This window comes from Alistipes sp. dk3624 (assembly GCF_009557455.1).
GTDB lineage: Bacteria > Bacteroidota > Bacteroidia > Bacteroidales > Rikenellaceae > Alistipes_A > Alistipes_A hominis.
On record NZ_CP045651.1, the window covers coordinates 1,619,965 to 1,636,537 of the forward strand.

Here is a 16,573-nt window from a genome sequence, read left to right on the forward strand (position 1 = left end):
GCCTCTCTGGGATTCTGTAAACGACTCTGTTCTGAGGTTTATCCATCCAGTTCCTCAAGGCGAACCTATCCCCAGGCGATAATTGTTTTACTTGTACAGCCTCCATAATTCTTTAAAGTTTTTAACGTTTTTTAATGTTTTTACCGACCATACACCATGCAAGCCGCATCCCGTGCGTGTTCCGATACGGCTTTCCGCCATCCGGTAAGCCGTTTGAACGACTCGCTGTTCATTTTCGTTTTATTGTTTTTCGGAGCGACCATCAGGCAATCGATTTCATGCTCCCGACACCAGTCCTGCCAGATATGCGCGTCTCTTTTAACCGATCCTGCTCCCTGTAATTTTTCCCGCCCGGTATTGCCGAACCACTTGCGTAGACGAGCATCTTCGATATACAATCTGATTTCGCTTCCGGTAGTAAGGCCGAAATTCCGGTAAATAAGTACTTTCTCCATTGCCTGTGTGATCGTTAGCGTAACGATCTCCATAAAATGTCTTTTTTCGGAGTCCCATGAGGCGAATCCTGTTTTAACGCCGGTGTCTATGCCGATATGAATCATTTTGAAATAATTTTAAAAGGGTACATCACTGTCGATAGTCCATGTATTGTCATTCTGGAAACCGTCTTGTCGCGGTTGCAGCCAGTTGGAATTGTCCAGCAGATTGATGTCTCCCGGCGGAACCTGATACCTTCCGTTACGGGGATTGTACTGCAATACGATACCTTCTGAGCTCGGATGCCCGAAATTCTTGAAACGTACTTTCGTCGGTATCAGCTTTGTTCGATGATTCACGAAATCACGATATACTGTCAAACCATAATCGGCTTTGTTATAAAAATTAGCGGATCCGCTGATGTCGTAGAGTGTCGGCGGAGGATATATTCCGCCTTGCATCTTTTCCAGCTTCGTGGGATGTGCGACCAAATGTCCCAGAATACCGTAACGTTTCGTAAATCGGGAACATTCATCGAGAAAGCGACCAACGTATTCGGATCCCGTTTCGCTTCTGTCCCTCTTGTGTTCCATACAGTTGAACGGATCCATTACGACCTGCTTGATTCCTTTGCGCTGTATGAATTGTTTTGCTCGGCTCAGAACGTTCTCAAGCGTCGGATCCTCATAAGGATCGAGCCAAAAGAAGTGGCTCTCAATGTAGTCAAACACCGTATCGAACTCATCGCGGCTCATGTCCGACTCTTTGAACGGCTTGCCGATTAACTTTTCAGCAATCTTCGCATAATGATTTTCGACAGGATAATTCTCCGGTGAGAAGAACAGCGTTTTCCAGTCGTGCATCACAGCCAGACGAACCGCTATGTAATCGAGCATTTCCGATTTCCCGTGCGAAGGTATGCCCGTCCAAATGGCAAGCTGCGATACTTCCCACCGGATCGTCTCGTCGATTTCTGCAATGCCGATACGATTCCCTTCCGGAAGCCCATGTTGGTACATGGCGAAAATATCATCATATCGATCAGACAGATGGATGTATCCCTGAATCGGAATCTCCTGAGCGTTTTTGATTACCTCCCGGATAGCCAGGCCACCTTCGGCAATCAACAACTCATTGGCGTCTTTACGTCCCTTGTAGGTGACGATCAAGCATCTTTCGGAGCCCAGCCTACGTACCAACTCGTTGCGTAACTTCAATCCTGCATCGTCAAAATCCGTCGCGATATAGAATCGCTCGATGTGTCCGAGACTGTCGATGTAATTGTCGAGATAGGGTAAATCCGTAGCCCCGGCCCCATTCGGTACAGAAACAACATTTTTAAACCCAGCCTCGATAAAACTGAGTGCATCCATTTCACCTTCGCAAATAATCAAATCTTTGGCTTCGGAAGTGCAGTTGAAGTTGTAAAACGTCAGCTCTGCATCTTTTACCATCCGAAATGACTTTTTAGGCCCGCGGTACTTGATGTTGACTAATTTGCCTTCGATGAAGTACGGGAAACAAATGACCTTTACCTCCTTACCGAACTGCGGCATCCACTCTCTGTCCGAATAAATCCGCATATCCCGAATCGTAGCTTGCGAGATCATCCGGCCTTCAAACCATTTTACTGCTTCATCCGATAGTTCAGTTTTGTTTTTCCATACCGGAATGACATAATCCTTTGGTTGCCGGGATTTAAGCGACATATGTGCCGAAAAAGTGGCATTACAGTGACAACAGTGACCGACCTGCTTGTCTACATTCCACACGAAGCACTTTTCCCGCTTCTTTTTGCGGGTCTCCGAGCATACCGGGCAAGTCATGTAATTCTCGCCATGCGGCCTCGCCGGATTAATTTCGTATAATTTCTGCGTTTTGGTTTCGATGATAAACATAGCTACAAAGGCATTTTAAAAAACTGATTTTCTGGCTTAAACCAAACCTGAATGCATTTCTGCTTCCAGTTTTTTACTGCATTCCCCTTGCTGTCAACCCAATCTCCGGCGGTGTAGTAGAGATACGCTTTTTTAGCTGCATCACGAGTGTATCCATTCTGCTCAAAGTATTCCTCCATGTCCGAAAGAGACGGCGGCACGAAATCTTTTTTTACTCTCTCTCTAGAGAGAGTTTTTTTATATATTACTTCTTTATCTTTCTTATTATTCGTACTGGTCGGTGTTCGGGCAGTGTACGGGGTAGTGTCTGACATAGTGTCTGAGGTAGTGTTCGGCAGAGTGCCTTCCATCGGATTGTAATACTCGTAATTACAGAGACTTATAATGCTTTCTCCGTGTTCGGTTCGGCGTTCGATTTCGTGTTTTTTAATATGCTTATTGATGTATCGCTGCGTCTTTTCGACACTCCAGCCCCAACGATCGGATAAGAATCGCAAACCCGCGTGTATTTCGCCTCGTTTAATAGTTATCAAGCGACCGTTAGGTAGTTCTTTCGTTGCTGGTTCCGCGTCAAATCGTGCCATCTGAATCAAATCGAGCCACGCTTCCGACAGACTAAAGGTGCGTTGCTGCGACCAATAAACATTCGTGAAGAACTTTCTATTTAATCGAATAAAGCTGTCCATTCGGATTATAACATTCCAATGTTTAATATCTTGCCAATTTTGGCCCTGCGAGCCTGAATACGGCTCAGTTCTTTTAGTTTCCCGGTGCATAGCCCTGTACGTCCGAGTTGACGTATCAGTCTTTTTTCCTCGTTCAGCAACCGGTAAAATTCACCTTGGGGGTCGTCTTTATTCTTTTCCATCCGTATTAATTTTAAAGTAAAAGTCATTTATCGTTCTGCCGTATGTGAGCCTTCCGGATCGCGTCAGACTGCGTAGCGCCTTTCGTACTTCCTCGCTGTCGGCATCCTTCATCAGAGAGAATATCTCCCCCATAGTCGCAGTGGTCGGAATTAGTTTGGAAAGTGCCTTCCCTGCGGAAATATGGGCCACTGTATTGAACGTTTTCTGCTCGATCTCATTCATAAATAATTCTTGTGTCTTTCAAGCTCCATTTCAATGCTTTGCAGGAATGCTTCTTCATCGGGGGATGGAAGGTATATCCCGCATTCGGATGAACTCCAATTCCTAAACCGTTCTATCGCTTGTGTCATTTCGACGGTTGTCAGCCCTGCGGAACTGCGGTAGTCGTACACATCTCCGATATATTTATCATGTTTCGGAATCAGAAACAGCGAAGGATTGCACAGTTTTTTGAAATATTCCCGTTTCACATATTCGATAGTATTTCCCGTTTCCATCGCATAGTATCCGAGCAGGTAATGCAGGTAGCTATTTTGCGACAGGGTTCTTTTGCGTTTTTTCTCGGTCAGTTCGACGACCGCTTTCTTCTTGTACAGATCGTTCGAACGACGTTTAAAACGCTCTTTATCGAGTATGTTATTCAGGTCGTAGATCATGGTTTAAAAAGGCAGATCGTCCGTGTCTGATGCTACTGGCATTTGGTCTACGCTTTCCGGAGTCGTTGCAGCCGGTGTAAAATCGAATCCTTTTCCACTGCCAATGTAAATGCGTCCCGTTCCCGCTTCCCGTTCTTCTTTGGTTTGACTCATAAATACTGTATGTGTATTCTCATACTTATCAGGTTCGCGCCGTGTCGCAATGGTGATATTCATGTACTTTTTGCCGTTTTCGGCAAGTTTGATCTTGGATTTCGGTATGTCGGTCACACAAATCGACGCATTGATTAAATCGCTCATTTCGTTATTTTTTAAAAGTTGTTTTGATTGTCGTTTTCGATGTCCTTATGGGATGCCGCAAAATTTCACCCGTATCGGCATCCGCCAACGTCGCATTCTCGGGAATACCGCGTAGCATACTTTCACGATCTTTGATGTCCATATTGACCGCGTTACGCATTTTATATAGTTCATCCAGCGTACCGTCTCCGCACACAGTATAATCGTATTTCACGCCAGCCTCGAATTGCTCCAGTTTACAATCGGATACCTGATGCTCCTTCCCGTATTTGGAAAGTTCTCGCAGGGCATAATCCTTAATTTCCGCATCCTCCTGCAACGCCTCAATCATCTTTTTAAACCGGGACATATTAGCCCACACTTTCAGTGGGTCAATCTCTCCACTCAGTATAAATTCTTTTGCCTGACTTATTGCAATAGGGAGGGATACTTCTGATTCAATGATTTCGACTGCTGTTTTCATCGCTATACGTTTTGATTTGATTTGATTCCGTTCGTTGCGCGATTCACCAGCCAAGTGTAATCTTCAGGGGTAAATCCCCGCAAGGATGTTTCGAACTGCGCCATCGTCCATTTTTCTTTTTTAGTGTTCTTACCGCACAAATTCTGACCTGTTACCAAATCACATAAACAATTGACCAGGTTCTCATCACTTCGACAAAACATTTTTTTATCGTTAGTAGCGGGTTTCTGCCCTAATGATTTGTTAGCGGTCGTTTTATTTCCACTTGCGCCATTCCCATCATCGTCATCGTCAATATTCAACCCTAAAACAGCGCCGATGGCATACCTTCTTTGATAGGTGATAGAACTGCCTATTCCCTGCGGATCATTCTTTACGGGCTTCATCTGGTAAGTCTCCATAATAAATTCTCCTGATTCGTGCATCAGAATCGTCGTGAGCCCGGTTTCGCCAACGGGCAACTGACTTACAGCAAGCCCATTTTCAGATAATGGTTTGCTAATTACGTCGAGTATATTAGCAAGGGTCGCATATTTGGATTTGAAAAATGGATTTGTAGCTTCTTTTTTTACTTTGGCTACCGAACCTTGAAACTTACACAAAGCAATTGCAAGGCTCTTTATTGATTCTGACCGTTCCATATTATTCTTGTATTAAACTCCGTTTTTAATCCTTCACATCCTCCATCAATCGAGTGTAAGGATTGTATGTCTGCTGTATCCAGAACTCGTATATGCCAGGGGACAATCTGATCGGCTTATGATCTTCCCATTTCCGATCTATCGGCGACCGATAAGACTCATCGTCCATAGATAACAATGATACATGCTGAAGTATCGATTCCTCGTTGACTTTATAAATGACCCTTTTGTCAACCTCGTAACGTTCTACATTACCGGTCAACACGTGCGCATGCTTCGTGCGGTCGCTGATTGCTAAAGGACGGTTTTTAACCATGATTGCGGATGCCGGGATCGCATCTATCGAAGCCCCGATCACATCGCCCTGATGAAATCTGATGTTTTCCATAATTTATGCTCTGAAATTGAATGAATAATCTTTAGCGTTAAATGGCGAAAGGGATGCAATGGCTTCTATCGCGTTCGTATGGTGCGGTTCTACACCTTGCAGATAATGAGTGCCCGTACTCGGACAGCACATCGAGACCCATGCGAAAGGCTGGTTATCGATTTCTTTAAACAAATCATTCGTTTTAAGAAGTTCGACAACCTCCCTATCTCCGTTAGCATGGACGATTTCCCGCCGATCAACTACTTTCGCTCCGAGTAGATCCAGCATACCTTGCTGTCCAATGGATTCGTAAATAGCCCCTTTAATATCGGCATCCGTTTCCTTCATAAACTGCTCTTTCGTGATGGAACTTTTGTCATTGACAATCCATGCCGGAATAGAACGACCGTTGATGAAATAATATTCCGATCCATCCCTGAACTGGACGGCAGCCTGTGTTGTGGAATGAAGCCTTCCGGCTAAATTAGTCTCTATATACACTGGAGGCTGAATTGCGAATACGTAATTTTCATATTCATAAGCATTGAAAACATTAGATCTGATAAGCTTTTTATATTGCTTGAAATTGAAATTATCCAACAGATTTATCTTTTCGAAAAAGTCATAAAAGGAGGCCCATCCATAATTCGATAAATCAATATAAGATGAATATTCATTGACCGAAGCCCCGACCGAAGCCCAGACCGAATCCCAGACCGAAGCCCCGACCGAATCCTTGACCGAAGCCTCGACCGAAGCCCCGACCGAAGCCTCGACCGAAGCCCAGACCGAAGCCCAGACCGAAGCCTCGACCGAAGCCCAGACCGAAGCCCAGACCGAATCCCCGACCGAATCCTTGACCGAATCCTTGACCGAATCCTTGACCGAAGCCTTGACCGAAGCCCAGACCGAAGCCCAGACCGAATCCCCGACCGAATCCTTGACCGAATCCTTGACCGAATCCTTGACCGAAGCCTTGACCGAATCCTTGACCGAAGCCCAGACCGAAGCCCCGACCGAAGCCCCGACCGAATCCCCGACCGGAGCCCCGACCGAATCCCCGACCGAAGCCCAGACCGAAGCCTTGACCGAATCCCAGACCGAAGCCCAGACCGAAGCCCCGACCGAAGCCCCGACCGAATCCCCGACCGGAGCCCCGACCGAATCCCCGACCGAAGCCCCGACCGAATCCCCGACCGGAGCCCCGACCGAATCCCCGACCGAAGCCCAGACCGAAGCCTTGACCGAATCCCCGACCGGAGCCCCGACCGAAGCCCCGACCGAAGCCCCGACCGAAGCCCATGATTTTTTAATCAGGTTTTTATTCTTTAAAATCGCGATGGTTAATAAACAGCTCAGCCACCCATCACAATAAATAATCTTCGGAGTAGGCTTTTTCAGCAAATCGTTGTAAAGCCATTTGATCCCTTCTTCGAAAGCAGGCTTGTCTATACCTCGTTTATTCCTGACATTATCAAAGAATAGATTAATCCATTCATCACGCGTTTCAAGCATGATCCTTTTTTGATCCGATGTTAATTCTGTTAGCATAATATTTACGTGTTTGAATTTTCAAATAACCTGCGCGGGCCTCGCGGATGGCGCAGGGCGAATCATTAACCTTAACTTACAAAAACCTAATGAACCAAATTGTACTGCAATCTGTTTTTGTCGAAGTCATTATTTATTGTGCCTTCTGGAATAGAGGTTGTTAATTGTGCATACGTAATAAATAGCCTTGTTTCTCCGTCATGGTCGTAAGACATTGCATGAACCTGAAGATCGGAGTTGAACCGGTCGGTGTCATACTCTATCGTAGTTTCGAAATCACTGCTGAAATCGTATGACTTGTCTTCAACCAAGAAAGCCATACGGCGATAATCTTCGGCTGTTAGCTTTATCATGGCTACAATTCGTTTAAGTAGTTGATAATTTCCTTGCGACCGTCTTCGCTCATTTCTCCCGAAACGGCCAGCTTCGAAAGTGCAATCCGGGGCGTATTCAGATCCGGATCGTTACTTTTGTCCGATACTTTGAAATCTTCGTTCATGGTCGTGTGTTTTTTGTGGTTAAAAAGAACTACAAGCAATGCCATCAATCCGATGCCGATCAGGTTCACCCAGATGTCGCGCGACTCGTTCGCCGCAAGCAATATGGCTGTAATAAATAGTACCGCTTTCATCGTTTCTCCGCTTTAGCTTTTTTGAATGCGAGAACCGAATCAAGTCTTATCTTCAGTGCTTTGTCCGTACTGTCGGGGTGCAATCTGAGCAATCCACTGGTTATGTATGATCGGATCGAGTTCGCATGGCGAGCGAGTATATCGCACGCAGTATTGACCGATACCGGCACGTCGGCCACCAATTCAAGATTAAAGTAGTGGCGCATCTTATTGTTCTCAGCGCTAAGCACCCGGTTAGATGCCTCTAATTCACTAATATAATCCATCACCTGACCAAAGGTTACTGTTTGTTCGGTGTTCTTCTGCGGCATGGCTTTCTCGCGTTAAAACGACATACATAAGTACACGAAGCAGCGGGGCGAGCTTTTCAAGATCGTCCAAAGAGAGTGATTGTAAACGGATTGCGATCTCCCTGTTTGAGAGATTGAGGATGTCCTGTAATTCGGATACAGGTGCAGTAAGGGTACTATTATTCGCCTTAGTGCTTTTAACTTCGGTTCGCATTTGTCAGTTAAAAGTTTTAATATATGGCAACAAAAAAGGCGTTGCCCTGTCAAGTTTTGCGAACCGACACGACTACCGTAGTAGAAGTGGACAAAGGGCAACGCTTTATTATCAGCGTTATTATGTTTTTGTGATACGATATTCGTATCGGTTCGCAATAACAAATGTACGCAAAACTTTTGATTTCGCAAACATTTTTCTGAAATATTTACACTAACCGCTGACATCTCTTTGTGTGTTAAGCCGTACAACGAGAGAGAAATTTGTTTACGAAATAGACCTGCCCCCTACCGGACACTTTCGTGGTACACGTTACCAACACCGAGCCGTCGGGCTTGGTTATAGATGTCTTTTTTATCTCGAACAATCCCATATCCATTGAGCGCTGAGTCGGTTGGTTGTAGTACTCGCCTTTCGAACATAAGTAGCCGTTATGACGCAGCCATTCAAAAAGACGGTTCTGTCCAATTTCAACCCCGTTTTGACGAAGTATCTTTGCAAGTTCGGCTATAAGGATAGACCGGTCGCTTGTGGCAACGGCATCCGCAAAGAGTGCTTTAGGTTCCAACTCCTTACTATGCGCCTCGGCTTCAATACGCTTGGCACGCTCATTTTTTAACTGTGTGGCTAACTGAATAAGAGTATCGGGATTAAGCAATGCTTCTTCCACTTTCTCCGGAGTTAAATAACCGCCGTGCTTGCGGATCGAAGGGAGAACATCTCCGCATACCCAGTCTTGGAACTGCTCGGCTTGTGGCAGACGACTCTTCATGATAAGACGGAAAACATCCGCCTCAGGGATGAATTTCATTGACTGAATACCGCTTTCAGTAGGGGTGAACGATTCGTTCACCCCCTTGCAGTGGTCACGTATGGCCTTTTGGGGATTGGAGTAACCCAAAGTCCGCGCAATATCGGTCGCAGCGAACATCGGTTCGCCGTTTTCGTTCGTGGCTACTCTGATTTGCCCGAATTGATTGTTTTGGAAGATTTGAATACCGTTCATGCCTATTTCTGTTTGTATATTTTCATATCCATGAGGCGTTACTTGAACATTTTTAGGAGTGAGGCGGGATTCGAACCCGCATGGATGCTTTCCGAGGAGCGTCCTCCGGCAACTGTGTTGCCCCGACCACTATCAGCCCTCCTGTTTAAGTGCGTCTGCCATTTCCGCCACTCACTCGCCGTTATTATTCTTTCTTGATTCTCAACTGATCTTTCGAAATGCCCCATTTTTCGGCAATCTCGTCCATTGAAATTTCAACGGTTTTTTCTTCTTCAGAAAGGGGTTCGACATCGAGGCGATAGCCTCGCTTGTAAAGCTCGTTGCATGTAAACACGTAGGGGGCACGGTCATTGAATTTTGGTACAACCAATTCTCCGCTTCTGAAAATAATTTCGCCATGTAGTGAGAAGGGAGAAATGACGATACCTTCCTTGCAACACACCTTATCTCCCACCTGCCAATCCTTGTAGGATTCGATTTCATCGGGGGTAGAAGGGGTAAGGATGAAGTCGGAAATATGGTTTAATGCAAGAGATTCCTTTGATCCTGATGAAACGCTCCAGCTATATTTATAACCGAACTTGTTATCTGCTTCGGCCCCATCCATCTCATTTTGGCATAAATACACATTGTTATCTTCTACCCGGATTCTGCCTTCGGCGGGAGTCTCATTGATTTTGCACCGAAAACGGCGTCCATCACATTGCAATAAATTTTCCATCATATTTTAATTTAGTGTATTGTAATACAATTGTTTAGCGTTTATTGTTATGAATTAAGAGCATACAGAAAAGGATACGGAGCACCGGAGCGAGATCGCGGATCTCACTCTCTGAAAGAGATTTGAAACGATGGATGATTTCCTCGTCAGAAAGATTAAAGATAGATTGAGCGACTTTCGCACGCTCTTGCGTTGAAGCGGACGCACCTGGTGCGCCTGCGCTAATTTCATTAGTTCTTGGCATGGAATGAAATTTTGCGTTATGTCTAATACGGAAAGGGCGAGCCTTCCTTGTAATTCCGCCAAGAACTCACTACCCGTAAGAGAAGTGCCACAAGAAAGACTCGCTTTATTGCAAGACTTTTGAAATATGTTTTTGCTTACTACGATGTAGTGAGCTCTTGGCACAGCAAATATGGGTAAAGTTTTTGACTGTACCAAATATTTGTCGTATTTTTTTATGCTTGCTTTCATTTTTTGCTTTATTATGCAGCCGACATTTGAGGCATAAATTCCGGTTCGTAATCTTTTTCTACCAGTTCGATAACCCGCCCGTTACGGGAAAAGCGCCGCTGTGTGTCGTGAATGAAAATCTCGTGAGGAAGAACCATCAGAAAGAATACCCCCGCGATAATCTGCTTTGCCGTTTCTGAAATGTCAATCGAAAAGTTCACGCAAAACCACCACGACACCAGGGCATTGGTTGACCGGCGGATACCTGTTTTGTCGTAAATGTTCTGAAAGTGGTTCACGACAGTACGGTAAGAGGTATTAAGCTTATCGGCGATCTCTTTCCCGATATACCCCTTGACGCATAACTCGGCTACCTGGGCCTCTCTTTTGGTTAGTATCGAATCGGTTTTCATGGTATCAAACTTTATTCACCCCATACATTACGTGGTCGGATACCGTGTTTTGCGAATGCCTGTTCTATTTTTCTCGCAGCAATAATATCATGCTTCACCTTGCCGTTCCTGCGCTTCCCGAATCCCTGTTTTGTGGTAATATTCAAAGCAAGCATGATGTCCTTTTGGCATTCTGCTTTCTGGTAATCATTCAAAAGACGAAAGCCCTTATTAAAAGAAAGCGAGATTTCAGTTTGGTTTTGTGATTTCATTTGTATACTTTTACTATTTACATTTAGAAACAAGCTGAATAATTTTGCATCTCAGGTTATTTCTTAATGCAAATATCAGTAATAAATTCTAATAATGCAATATTTATTAGAAATAAATTTGCGTGCAGTTGTAATATTTTATGTATGTTATTTGATTTAAAGCGCTTTAGGATAGAAAAAAAAATCAGTCAAAAACAATTGGCCGATAAATTAGGCGTAGGACAATCTTTTATTTCTCAAATTGAGAATGGCAAGAATCCAATACCTGATTTATTGCTTTCTAAACTAAAAGATATATATGCGCTTGATATAAGAGACTACCAAGCAGATTCATCTTTAGGCGGGTGTATTCCAGTATCCGCAGGAGAACGGCTTGAGAAAATTATAAAGGAGCATTATAAAATGTCTCCATACGCTTTCTCTCAAAAATATAATGATAGGGGAGGGGTTAAAACCTCGCAGGTTATAAGAGGTAGAAATGGATTGTCAAGCAGATTGCTTAATTTAATTATACAGGCATATCCAGAAATAAATCGTGTGTGGCTCCTTACCGGCGAAGGCCCCATGTTGAAAACCGAACCTAAATCCCCAATTAGCGATAAAGAATCTATCAACCTAAAAAATGACGATGAAATGACAAACAACATGCTCGTAACCATGCTTTATGACGCTAACCAAAGAATCAAGCGACTAGAAGCCGAAATTGAAGAATTAAAGCAACAACAAGGGGATGCGACGGACTCCCCAAAAAAGAGATGTGCGATATAGTCTAAAAAGCCGTATTGATAAATCGTGTACGCATAGCGATCTTTCTATTTTTGATACGGCACTATCTAATGATTTGCGTAAAATGAAATCCAATACCGATGTTGATCCTGAAAATGGCTTTTAACGGCAATAATTGAAACGTTTTTAGTAATTATCTTTGCCTTTCATCCATATAAGGCAGTTATTTAACGGTTTTGCACCCCCGCTCGGTGCATTAATGTGCCCGACACACCTTGGGTGGTGATGCAGCGGGACAGGCAAAACCGTTTCTTTTTGCCTTTTGCATAACCGTTCTCCTATGCAATCAGACTTCACAGTCTCCGACGTACTGGAGCGCCTTAAAACGGACAAGGTCTTTTTTAGGGAATTTATGGAAGCAATAGTCGAACTGATCGACTTGCTCAAAGATCGAAAAACCGCACGACGGTAGAAAGAAAGTCTCGGAATTTCCGGGGCTTTTAATGGTTGTATAATAAACGATCTATATCAGGCGTTAAATTTGATAGTGAAAATTTGCACAAAGAGAAAAATTAATTTTATTTTGCAATCATAATAATGACGGTTTTATGGCTGACTTAAAAGCATTATTTCAATATTACCTTGACCATCAAACGGAATTCGTAGGTAAGTACAACGGGAAATATCTGGTCATAAAGGATAATTCCGTCGTAGGGGTTTATGATAATGAATCAGAAGCTTATTTTGAGTCAGAAGCTAAGTATGGATTAGGGAATTTTATCATTCAACTTTGCACACCGGGCGATGAAGCGTATGCACAGCATTTCATGTCCCGCGTGGCTTTTGTGCGCTAATATGGATCCGACTGCTTTTACAGTACGAGAAGAGAAAATCAGATTAAATAAACTCATCACCAGATGTGGGATTTGTAAGGTATATGATCCGGTGCGAGGCGGGGAACATCCCCCGGTTAAGACATTTCAAGCATTATGGGATACCGGCGCAACCAACTCTGTGATTACAAAAGTGGTCGTCGATAAGTTGGGTTTAAGCCCTATTGGTATGGGGCGTGTGTATACTCCCCAAGGAGAAGCCATAACTAATATGTATTTAGTCAACTTGTTGTTGCCTAATAATATCGGAATACCTTCGCTAAGGGTATCAGAAGGAATACTGAAAGGGTTTGATGTCCTTATAGGAATGGATATCATTAGCCTGGGGGATTTTGCGATCACACATAAAAATGACGGTACTGTATTTTCATTCCAACTTCCTTCCACACACGAATATGACTTTGTAAAACAAATAAATAATTCTAAGCAATCCATAAAAGCAAAGAAAGGTAGGAGAAGGCATTAATTTTCCCATATATTTATTCTACATATGATAACCTTCATCCTAACCAATAAAGCCCGCGACAGATCACCGATTGCGCTTCTTGTTTCTTTTAAAGGAAAGAAATACAAGAAAAGTACCGGCGTTTCCTGCCTTGTCAGGATGTGGAATCAGAACAAAAAGCGCATAAAGGTCACTACGTCGAATCCCGAAGCCAACGAGGATAACGACACTTTGGATAAGTGGGAGATCGCAGCCAAAGAAACGTTGTCAGAGTTCAAAACTTGCAGAAAAGCCCCCGATCCGAAGGAATTTATATCCAAGATTCAGTACAGGTTTTACGGCGAACAAAACAATGATGACGATGAAGAAGACGCTAAAATAGGCTTCTTCGATGCGTTCGACGATTATTTGCTGACGCACAAAATGTCGGATGTTACTATTACTAATCATAAGGTGATTTACCGGGCCCTAAAACGGTATGAACTGTACAGCAGGAATAAATTAACATTAGATGATGTAACGCCTAAAATACTTTCGGATTTCGAAGATTTTCTGGTCAAAGAACATACATTTTTCACGCACAACGAATCGGGCGGGGTGATCTGCATCCAGGCGTACAAACACGTATACGAAGCCTGCCCCGAAACCAGAACTCCGAAGCAAAGGGGGAGGAATACCATTGCTTCGATCCACAACAAATTACGTACATTCTTCCACTGGTGCAAAACGAAGCGATACACAAATAATTACCCCTATGAGAATTTCGAAATGAAGAACGCGTCATATGGAACCCCCTTTTATTTGACTATCGAGGAACGGAATGCGCTATATCATTTTGATTTTTCATTTAGGCCCAGCCTTGCCCGACAGCGGGATATTTTCGTGTTTCAATGTTTGATCGGGTGTAGGATATCCGATCTGATGGCATTAACTAAATCCAATGTAATAAACGGAGCGATAGAGTACATCCCCCGCAAAACCATAGAAGACAGGGCGAAAGTGATCCGCGTGCCTCTTAATTCTATTGCCAAGGAGATACTTGATAAGTATGATGATAATGATGAGGATAAGCTATTTCCCTACATATCATCCCAGAAATACAATGATGCAATTAAAGAAATGCTGTCTATCGCCGGTATAAATAGATTAGTCACCATTTTGGATACGGTTACGCAGGAGCAGAAGCAAGTACCGATATGCGATGTAGCATCTTCTCACATGGCCCGGCGCACGTTTATCGGGAACCTTTACAAAAAAGTGAAAGACCCCAATCTGGTGGGATCTCTTTCCGGGCATAAGGAAGGAAGTCGCGCATTCAGCCGGTACCGCGAGATCGACGAGGAAATAAAAATAGATCTTGTAAAATCAATCGAATAGTTGACGTTGTCCGAAGAAAGAACTATCTTTGAATACGGGCATTGAGAATGCAGTACCAGAATGCAGTATCAAATTATTGTGACAAGATGGTATTTTTCATCACAACTATGCAGCATTATTATCGTTAACGCGTTTATTTTGTGACCAAATAGCGATTTACGTAACAATATCCGCACTCCCTTATACAGTACGAAATTTCTTTCGCCATTCTTCGACAATATTTTTAGCCGATTATTTTGTGTAAAATTTTGTTTTAGAGTATTTTTTCTTTTTTTGTTATTATATTTGTATAATTATACGATTTAATTTATTCTTTGCCATTCAATCGGAAGGGAATTTTGTGGGTGGTAGTAATGATTATTACATTTTTTATTTTAAATATTTTTTATTCTCACATTTATAATAGCTATGAAAAAAGTTTTTCTTTTATTAACAGCTACTGCGATAATGCTGGCAGTAGGAGTGTATTCGTTAGTCGATACGAAAAATGTTGTTGGCCTTATGACATTGTCGGAAGTTGAGGCATTGGCTAGAAGCGAAGGCGAAAGCGGCGGCAGGGCCCCAAGAGAAATCAAAGTGCAATGTTGTGTCGAATGGGAGTATGATTATACGGATGCGCAAGGAGTAGACCATTTAAGATGTAAAAGAATGGAGGAGAAGTCTGGTTATGATTGTACAGGAGGTAGCTCTACCTGTACTCCGAGTTGGCCTTGCTAATTTGATTATCAGTGGATTAAATGTGATAAACGGAGAAGCATCTAGTCGCTTCTGTCTTGTATTGTGATTATGAAGAAACTGATCGTAATTGTCTTTTGCTGCTTTTTTCTTTGTTGCCGGGATTCGTCAGACAAGGAAAACGGTACGGGGGAAAATTTGACAACGGTAACGATTGTACCGCAGGAACCTTTTCCGGTCGCCAAATTCATCGAGGATATCCGCGTTTTGCCGTTGGAGTCGGATGGAAAACATCTGATCGGGGCGGTGGATAACTTATTGTTTACGCGGGAGCGGATTGTCGTGTCGGATCAGAGGCTTTCGAAATGCGTTTATATATTCGATTATGACGGAAAAATCAAAGCGGTTATCGACAGGCAGGGCCGGGGGCCGGGAGAGTATATTTCACCGACTTACACGACTTTGACTCCGGATTCGAGCCGGATAGCCATCTATGATAATTTGGGGAGTAAAGTGTTGTTTTTCGATCTGGAAGGCAGATTCCTGGAACATAAAGAGGTAAGTTTCTGGTTTAGCGAGTTTGAGTATATAGACAAGGATCATGTCGTTTGTACTACTTACGGAGCGGATGATCCGGGGCTTAAAAAAGCGGATATGCAGGGGAATCTTATGATTTTTACCGACGGCGATTTCCGGATCGAGACGGGAGGCCTGCGAAATATGTATGGGGAGCATCCGAATTTTCCGTTTCGTCCTGAATTGAAGAAGATAAACGGAGACGTTTTTTTAACGCCGGCTTTCAGCGATACGGTTTACAAAGTCGGTACCGGTTCGCTTGAACCGTATTATCACGTGGATATATCGGCCATAGGCGGAGTTACCCATATGGATGCGGGAATAAGTCGGGATGAGTATGAGGATCTGGTAGATCATAATAATTTTTTTTCCGGAAGGTTTCTGGAGAACGACTCGTTCGCTTTGTTTATATTCACGGAGAACCGGGAGATCAAGGAGCGTATTTTCGACAAACGGACACAAAAAGTATATTCTTTGACGCGGGACAGCAAAGTCAATAATCCGTTTAGGATCAGTTGGTTCGATGTGGATCTGTTGCAGAGTAAAAGTATTTGCGATAACCGGTTTGTCGCTGTCGTACCGGCGTATTATCTGTTAATGGGATATTCGAATTGTGCGGATGACTATCCTCAGTTGGCAGGTTTGAAGGAAGAAAGTAATCCAGTATTGGTGTTTTACAAACTTAAGGATCCGGATAAGACGGACTAATGGTTTTGATT

At 43.5% G+C, this 16,573-nt stretch carries 24 protein-coding genes and 1 tRNA gene; 6 read left to right on the forward strand and 19 right to left on the reverse strand.

The window, feature by feature from the left end:
* Window positions 1-140 precede the first annotated feature (140 nt).
* From GFH31_RS06900 to GFH31_RS07000, 19 genes are all read right to left on the reverse strand, one after another.
* A complete protein-coding gene (locus tag GFH31_RS06900) occupies window positions 141-488 on the reverse strand; it encodes a hypothetical protein (RefSeq protein WP_228385728.1) in 348 nt (115 codons plus the stop codon).
* An 84-nt stretch (window positions 489-572) separates the two neighbouring features.
* The gene (locus tag GFH31_RS06905; protein ID WP_153497694.1) at window positions 573-2,333 is read right to left on the reverse strand and encodes a toprim domain-containing protein; all 1,761 of its coding nucleotides are present in this window, start codon (window positions 2,331-2,333) and stop codon (window positions 573-575) included.
* Window positions 2,334-2,335: 2 nt separating this feature from the next.
* Window positions 2,336-3,019 carry a hypothetical protein gene (locus tag GFH31_RS06910; protein WP_153497695.1) on the reverse strand — a complete coding sequence of 228 codons (684 nt, stop codon included), beginning with the start codon at window positions 3,017-3,019 and terminating at the stop codon, window positions 2,336-2,338.
* A 5-nt stretch (window positions 3,020-3,024) separates the two neighbouring features.
* Window positions 3,025-3,201 carry a hypothetical protein gene (locus GFH31_RS06915; RefSeq protein WP_153497696.1) on the reverse strand — a complete coding sequence of 59 codons (177 nt, stop codon included), beginning with the start codon at window positions 3,199-3,201 and terminating at the stop codon, window positions 3,025-3,027.
* Between the two features lie 219 nt (window positions 3,202-3,420).
* Window positions 3,421-3,858: a hypothetical protein gene (locus GFH31_RS06925; RefSeq protein ID WP_118657228.1), complete on the reverse strand. Its 438-nt coding sequence runs from the start codon at window positions 3,856-3,858 to the stop codon at window positions 3,421-3,423.
* A 3-nt stretch (window positions 3,859-3,861) separates the two neighbouring features.
* Window positions 3,862-4,158: a hypothetical protein gene (locus tag GFH31_RS06930; protein ID WP_118657227.1), complete on the reverse strand. Its 297-nt coding sequence runs from the start codon at window positions 4,156-4,158 to the stop codon at window positions 3,862-3,864.
* Window positions 4,159-4,162: 4 nt separating this feature from the next.
* Window positions 4,163-4,621, reverse strand: a complete 459-nt coding sequence (locus GFH31_RS06935; protein ID WP_118657226.1) for a hypothetical protein — start codon at window positions 4,619-4,621, stop codon at window positions 4,163-4,165.
* Between the two features lie 2 nt (window positions 4,622-4,623).
* On the reverse strand, window positions 4,624-5,262 hold the full coding sequence (locus GFH31_RS06940; protein WP_153497697.1) for an ERF family protein: 639 nt from the start codon (window positions 5,260-5,262) through the stop codon (window positions 4,624-4,626).
* Window positions 5,263-5,287: 25 nt separating this feature from the next.
* Window positions 5,288-5,650, reverse strand: a complete 363-nt coding sequence (locus GFH31_RS06945) for a hypothetical protein (protein WP_118657224.1) — start codon at window positions 5,648-5,650, stop codon at window positions 5,288-5,290.
* A 3-nt stretch (window positions 5,651-5,653) separates the two neighbouring features.
* Complete coding sequence (locus tag GFH31_RS12880) at window positions 5,654-7,147, reverse strand: DUF6745 domain-containing protein (RefSeq protein WP_228385729.1); 1,494 nt, start codon at window positions 7,145-7,147, stop codon at window positions 5,654-5,656.
* Between the two features lie 122 nt (window positions 7,148-7,269).
* On the reverse strand, window positions 7,270-7,536 hold the full coding sequence (locus tag GFH31_RS06960; RefSeq protein ID WP_118657222.1) for a hypothetical protein: 267 nt from the start codon (window positions 7,534-7,536) through the stop codon (window positions 7,270-7,272).
* Window positions 7,537-7,538: 2 nt separating this feature from the next.
* On the reverse strand, window positions 7,539-7,814 hold the full coding sequence (locus GFH31_RS06965) for a hypothetical protein (protein ID WP_118657221.1): 276 nt from the start codon (window positions 7,812-7,814) through the stop codon (window positions 7,539-7,541).
* The gene (locus tag GFH31_RS06970; RefSeq protein WP_118657220.1) at window positions 7,811-8,125 is read right to left on the reverse strand and encodes a hypothetical protein; all 315 of its coding nucleotides are present in this window, start codon (window positions 8,123-8,125) and stop codon (window positions 7,811-7,813) included. Before GFH31_RS06970 ends, GFH31_RS06965 begins: the two co-directional genes overlap by 4 nt.
* A 431-nt stretch (window positions 8,126-8,556) precedes the next feature.
* The gene (locus GFH31_RS06975) at window positions 8,557-9,324 is read right to left on the reverse strand and encodes a phage antirepressor (protein ID WP_118657219.1); all 768 of its coding nucleotides are present in this window, start codon (window positions 9,322-9,324) and stop codon (window positions 8,557-8,559) included.
* 55 nt (window positions 9,325-9,379) lie between these two features.
* Window positions 9,380-9,501: transfer RNA gene (locus tag GFH31_RS06980), tRNA-OTHER, on the reverse strand.
* Window positions 9,502-9,508: 7 nt separating this feature from the next.
* A complete protein-coding gene (locus GFH31_RS06985; RefSeq protein ID WP_118657218.1) occupies window positions 9,509-10,048 on the reverse strand; it encodes a hypothetical protein in 540 nt (179 codons plus the stop codon).
* 31 nt (window positions 10,049-10,079) lie between these two features.
* Window positions 10,080-10,289, reverse strand: coding sequence for a hypothetical protein (locus tag GFH31_RS06990; protein ID WP_153497700.1), 210 nt, complete (start codon window positions 10,287-10,289; stop codon window positions 10,080-10,082).
* Between the two features lie 241 nt (window positions 10,290-10,530).
* Entirely contained in the window at window positions 10,531-10,911 is a 381-nt protein-coding gene (locus tag GFH31_RS06995) for a response regulator transcription factor (RefSeq protein ID WP_153497701.1), read from the reverse strand.
* Between the two features lie 11 nt (window positions 10,912-10,922).
* Complete coding sequence (locus GFH31_RS07000; RefSeq protein ID WP_153497702.1) at window positions 10,923-11,162, reverse strand: hypothetical protein; 240 nt, start codon at window positions 11,160-11,162, stop codon at window positions 10,923-10,925.
* A 144-nt stretch (window positions 11,163-11,306) separates the two neighbouring features.
* Between GFH31_RS07000 and GFH31_RS07005 the strand changes: the two genes are divergently transcribed.
* From GFH31_RS07005 to GFH31_RS07030, 6 genes are all read left to right on the forward strand, one after another.
* Window positions 11,307-11,930 carry a helix-turn-helix domain-containing protein gene (locus GFH31_RS07005; RefSeq protein WP_172970718.1) on the forward strand — a complete coding sequence of 208 codons (624 nt, stop codon included), beginning with the start codon at window positions 11,307-11,309 and terminating at the stop codon, window positions 11,928-11,930.
* Between the two features lie 566 nt (window positions 11,931-12,496).
* Window positions 12,497-12,742 carry a DUF5678 domain-containing protein gene (locus GFH31_RS07010; protein WP_118655645.1) on the forward strand — a complete coding sequence of 82 codons (246 nt, stop codon included), beginning with the start codon at window positions 12,497-12,499 and terminating at the stop codon, window positions 12,740-12,742.
* Between the two features lies 1 nt (window position 12,743).
* Window positions 12,744-13,247, forward strand: coding sequence for an aspartyl protease family protein (locus GFH31_RS07015; RefSeq protein ID WP_172970719.1), 504 nt, complete (start codon window positions 12,744-12,746; stop codon window positions 13,245-13,247).
* A gap of 24 nt (window positions 13,248-13,271) precedes the next feature.
* Entirely contained in the window at window positions 13,272-14,603 is a 1,332-nt protein-coding gene (locus GFH31_RS07020) for a site-specific integrase (RefSeq protein ID WP_153497704.1), read from the forward strand.
* A 408-nt stretch (window positions 14,604-15,011) separates the two neighbouring features.
* A complete protein-coding gene (locus GFH31_RS07025; protein ID WP_147387358.1) occupies window positions 15,012-15,320 on the forward strand; it encodes a hypothetical protein in 309 nt (102 codons plus the stop codon).
* Window positions 15,321-15,389: 69 nt separating this feature from the next.
* Entirely contained in the window at window positions 15,390-16,562 is a 1,173-nt protein-coding gene (locus tag GFH31_RS07030; RefSeq protein ID WP_055203139.1) for a 6-bladed beta-propeller, read from the forward strand.
* Window positions 16,563-16,573: the final 11 nt, after the last annotated feature.

What these genes read in the sequence shown, in the direction of transcription:
- GFH31_RS07030 (WP_055203139.1), top strand. Translation starts at nt 15,390, where the DNA reads ATGAAGAAACTGATCGTAATTGTCTTTTGCTGCTTTTTTCTTTGTTGC.
- GFH31_RS06910 (WP_153497695.1), bottom strand. Translation starts at nt 3,019, where the DNA reads ATGGACAGCTTTATTCGATTAAATAGAAAGTTCTTCACGAATGTTTAT.
- GFH31_RS06965 (WP_118657221.1), bottom strand. Translation starts at nt 7,814, where the DNA reads ATGAAAGCGGTACTATTTATTACAGCCATATTGCTTGCGGCGAACGAG.
- GFH31_RS06900 (WP_228385728.1), bottom strand. Translation starts at nt 488, where the DNA reads ATGGAGATCGTTACGCTAACGATCACACAGGCAATGGAGAAAGTACTT.
- GFH31_RS06995 (WP_153497701.1), bottom strand. Translation starts at nt 10,911, where the DNA reads ATGAAAACCGATTCGATACTAACCAAAAGAGAGGCCCAGGTAGCCGAG.
- GFH31_RS07020 (WP_153497704.1), top strand. Translation starts at nt 13,272, where the DNA reads ATGATAACCTTCATCCTAACCAATAAAGCCCGCGACAGATCACCGATT.
- GFH31_RS06975 (WP_118657219.1), bottom strand. Translation starts at nt 9,324, where the DNA reads ATGAACGGTATTCAAATCTTCCAAAACAATCAATTCGGGCAAATCAGA.
- GFH31_RS07010 (WP_118655645.1), top strand. Translation starts at nt 12,497, where the DNA reads ATGGCTGACTTAAAAGCATTATTTCAATATTACCTTGACCATCAAACG.
- GFH31_RS06990 (WP_153497700.1), bottom strand. Translation starts at nt 10,289, where the DNA reads ATGCCAAGAACTAATGAAATTAGCGCAGGCGCACCAGGTGCGTCCGCT.
- GFH31_RS06915 (WP_153497696.1), bottom strand. Translation starts at nt 3,201, where the DNA reads ATGGAAAAGAATAAAGACGACCCCCAAGGTGAATTTTACCGGTTGCTG.
- GFH31_RS06935 (WP_118657226.1), bottom strand. Translation starts at nt 4,621, where the DNA reads ATGAAAACAGCAGTCGAAATCATTGAATCAGAAGTATCCCTCCCTATT.
- GFH31_RS07000 (WP_153497702.1), bottom strand. Translation starts at nt 11,162, where the DNA reads ATGAAATCACAAAACCAAACTGAAATCTCGCTTTCTTTTAATAAGGGC.
- GFH31_RS06905 (WP_153497694.1), bottom strand. Translation starts at nt 2,333, where the DNA reads ATGTTTATCATCGAAACCAAAACGCAGAAATTATACGAAATTAATCCG.
- GFH31_RS07025 (WP_147387358.1), top strand. Translation starts at nt 15,012, where the DNA reads ATGAAAAAAGTTTTTCTTTTATTAACAGCTACTGCGATAATGCTGGCA.
- GFH31_RS06985 (WP_118657218.1), bottom strand. Translation starts at nt 10,048, where the DNA reads ATGATGGAAAATTTATTGCAATGTGATGGACGCCGTTTTCGGTGCAAA.
- GFH31_RS06930 (WP_118657227.1), bottom strand. Translation starts at nt 4,158, where the DNA reads ATGAGCGATTTAATCAATGCGTCGATTTGTGTGACCGACATACCGAAA.
- GFH31_RS06945 (WP_118657224.1), bottom strand. Translation starts at nt 5,650, where the DNA reads ATGGAAAACATCAGATTTCATCAGGGCGATGTGATCGGGGCTTCGATA.
- GFH31_RS06960 (WP_118657222.1), bottom strand. Translation starts at nt 7,536, where the DNA reads ATGATAAAGCTAACAGCCGAAGATTATCGCCGTATGGCTTTCTTGGTT.
- GFH31_RS06940 (WP_153497697.1), bottom strand. Translation starts at nt 5,262, where the DNA reads ATGGAACGGTCAGAATCAATAAAGAGCCTTGCAATTGCTTTGTGTAAG.
- GFH31_RS07015 (WP_172970719.1), top strand. Translation starts at nt 12,744, where the DNA reads ATGGATCCGACTGCTTTTACAGTACGAGAAGAGAAAATCAGATTAAAT.
- GFH31_RS06925 (WP_118657228.1), bottom strand. Translation starts at nt 3,858, where the DNA reads ATGATCTACGACCTGAATAACATACTCGATAAAGAGCGTTTTAAACGT.
- GFH31_RS07005 (WP_172970718.1), top strand. Translation starts at nt 11,307, where the DNA reads ATGTTATTTGATTTAAAGCGCTTTAGGATAGAAAAAAAAATCAGTCAA.
- GFH31_RS06970 (WP_118657220.1), bottom strand. Translation starts at nt 8,125, where the DNA reads ATGCCGCAGAAGAACACCGAACAAACAGTAACCTTTGGTCAGGTGATG.
- GFH31_RS12880 (WP_228385729.1), bottom strand. Translation starts at nt 7,147, where the DNA reads ATGCTTGAAACGCGTGATGAATGGATTAATCTATTCTTTGATAATGTC.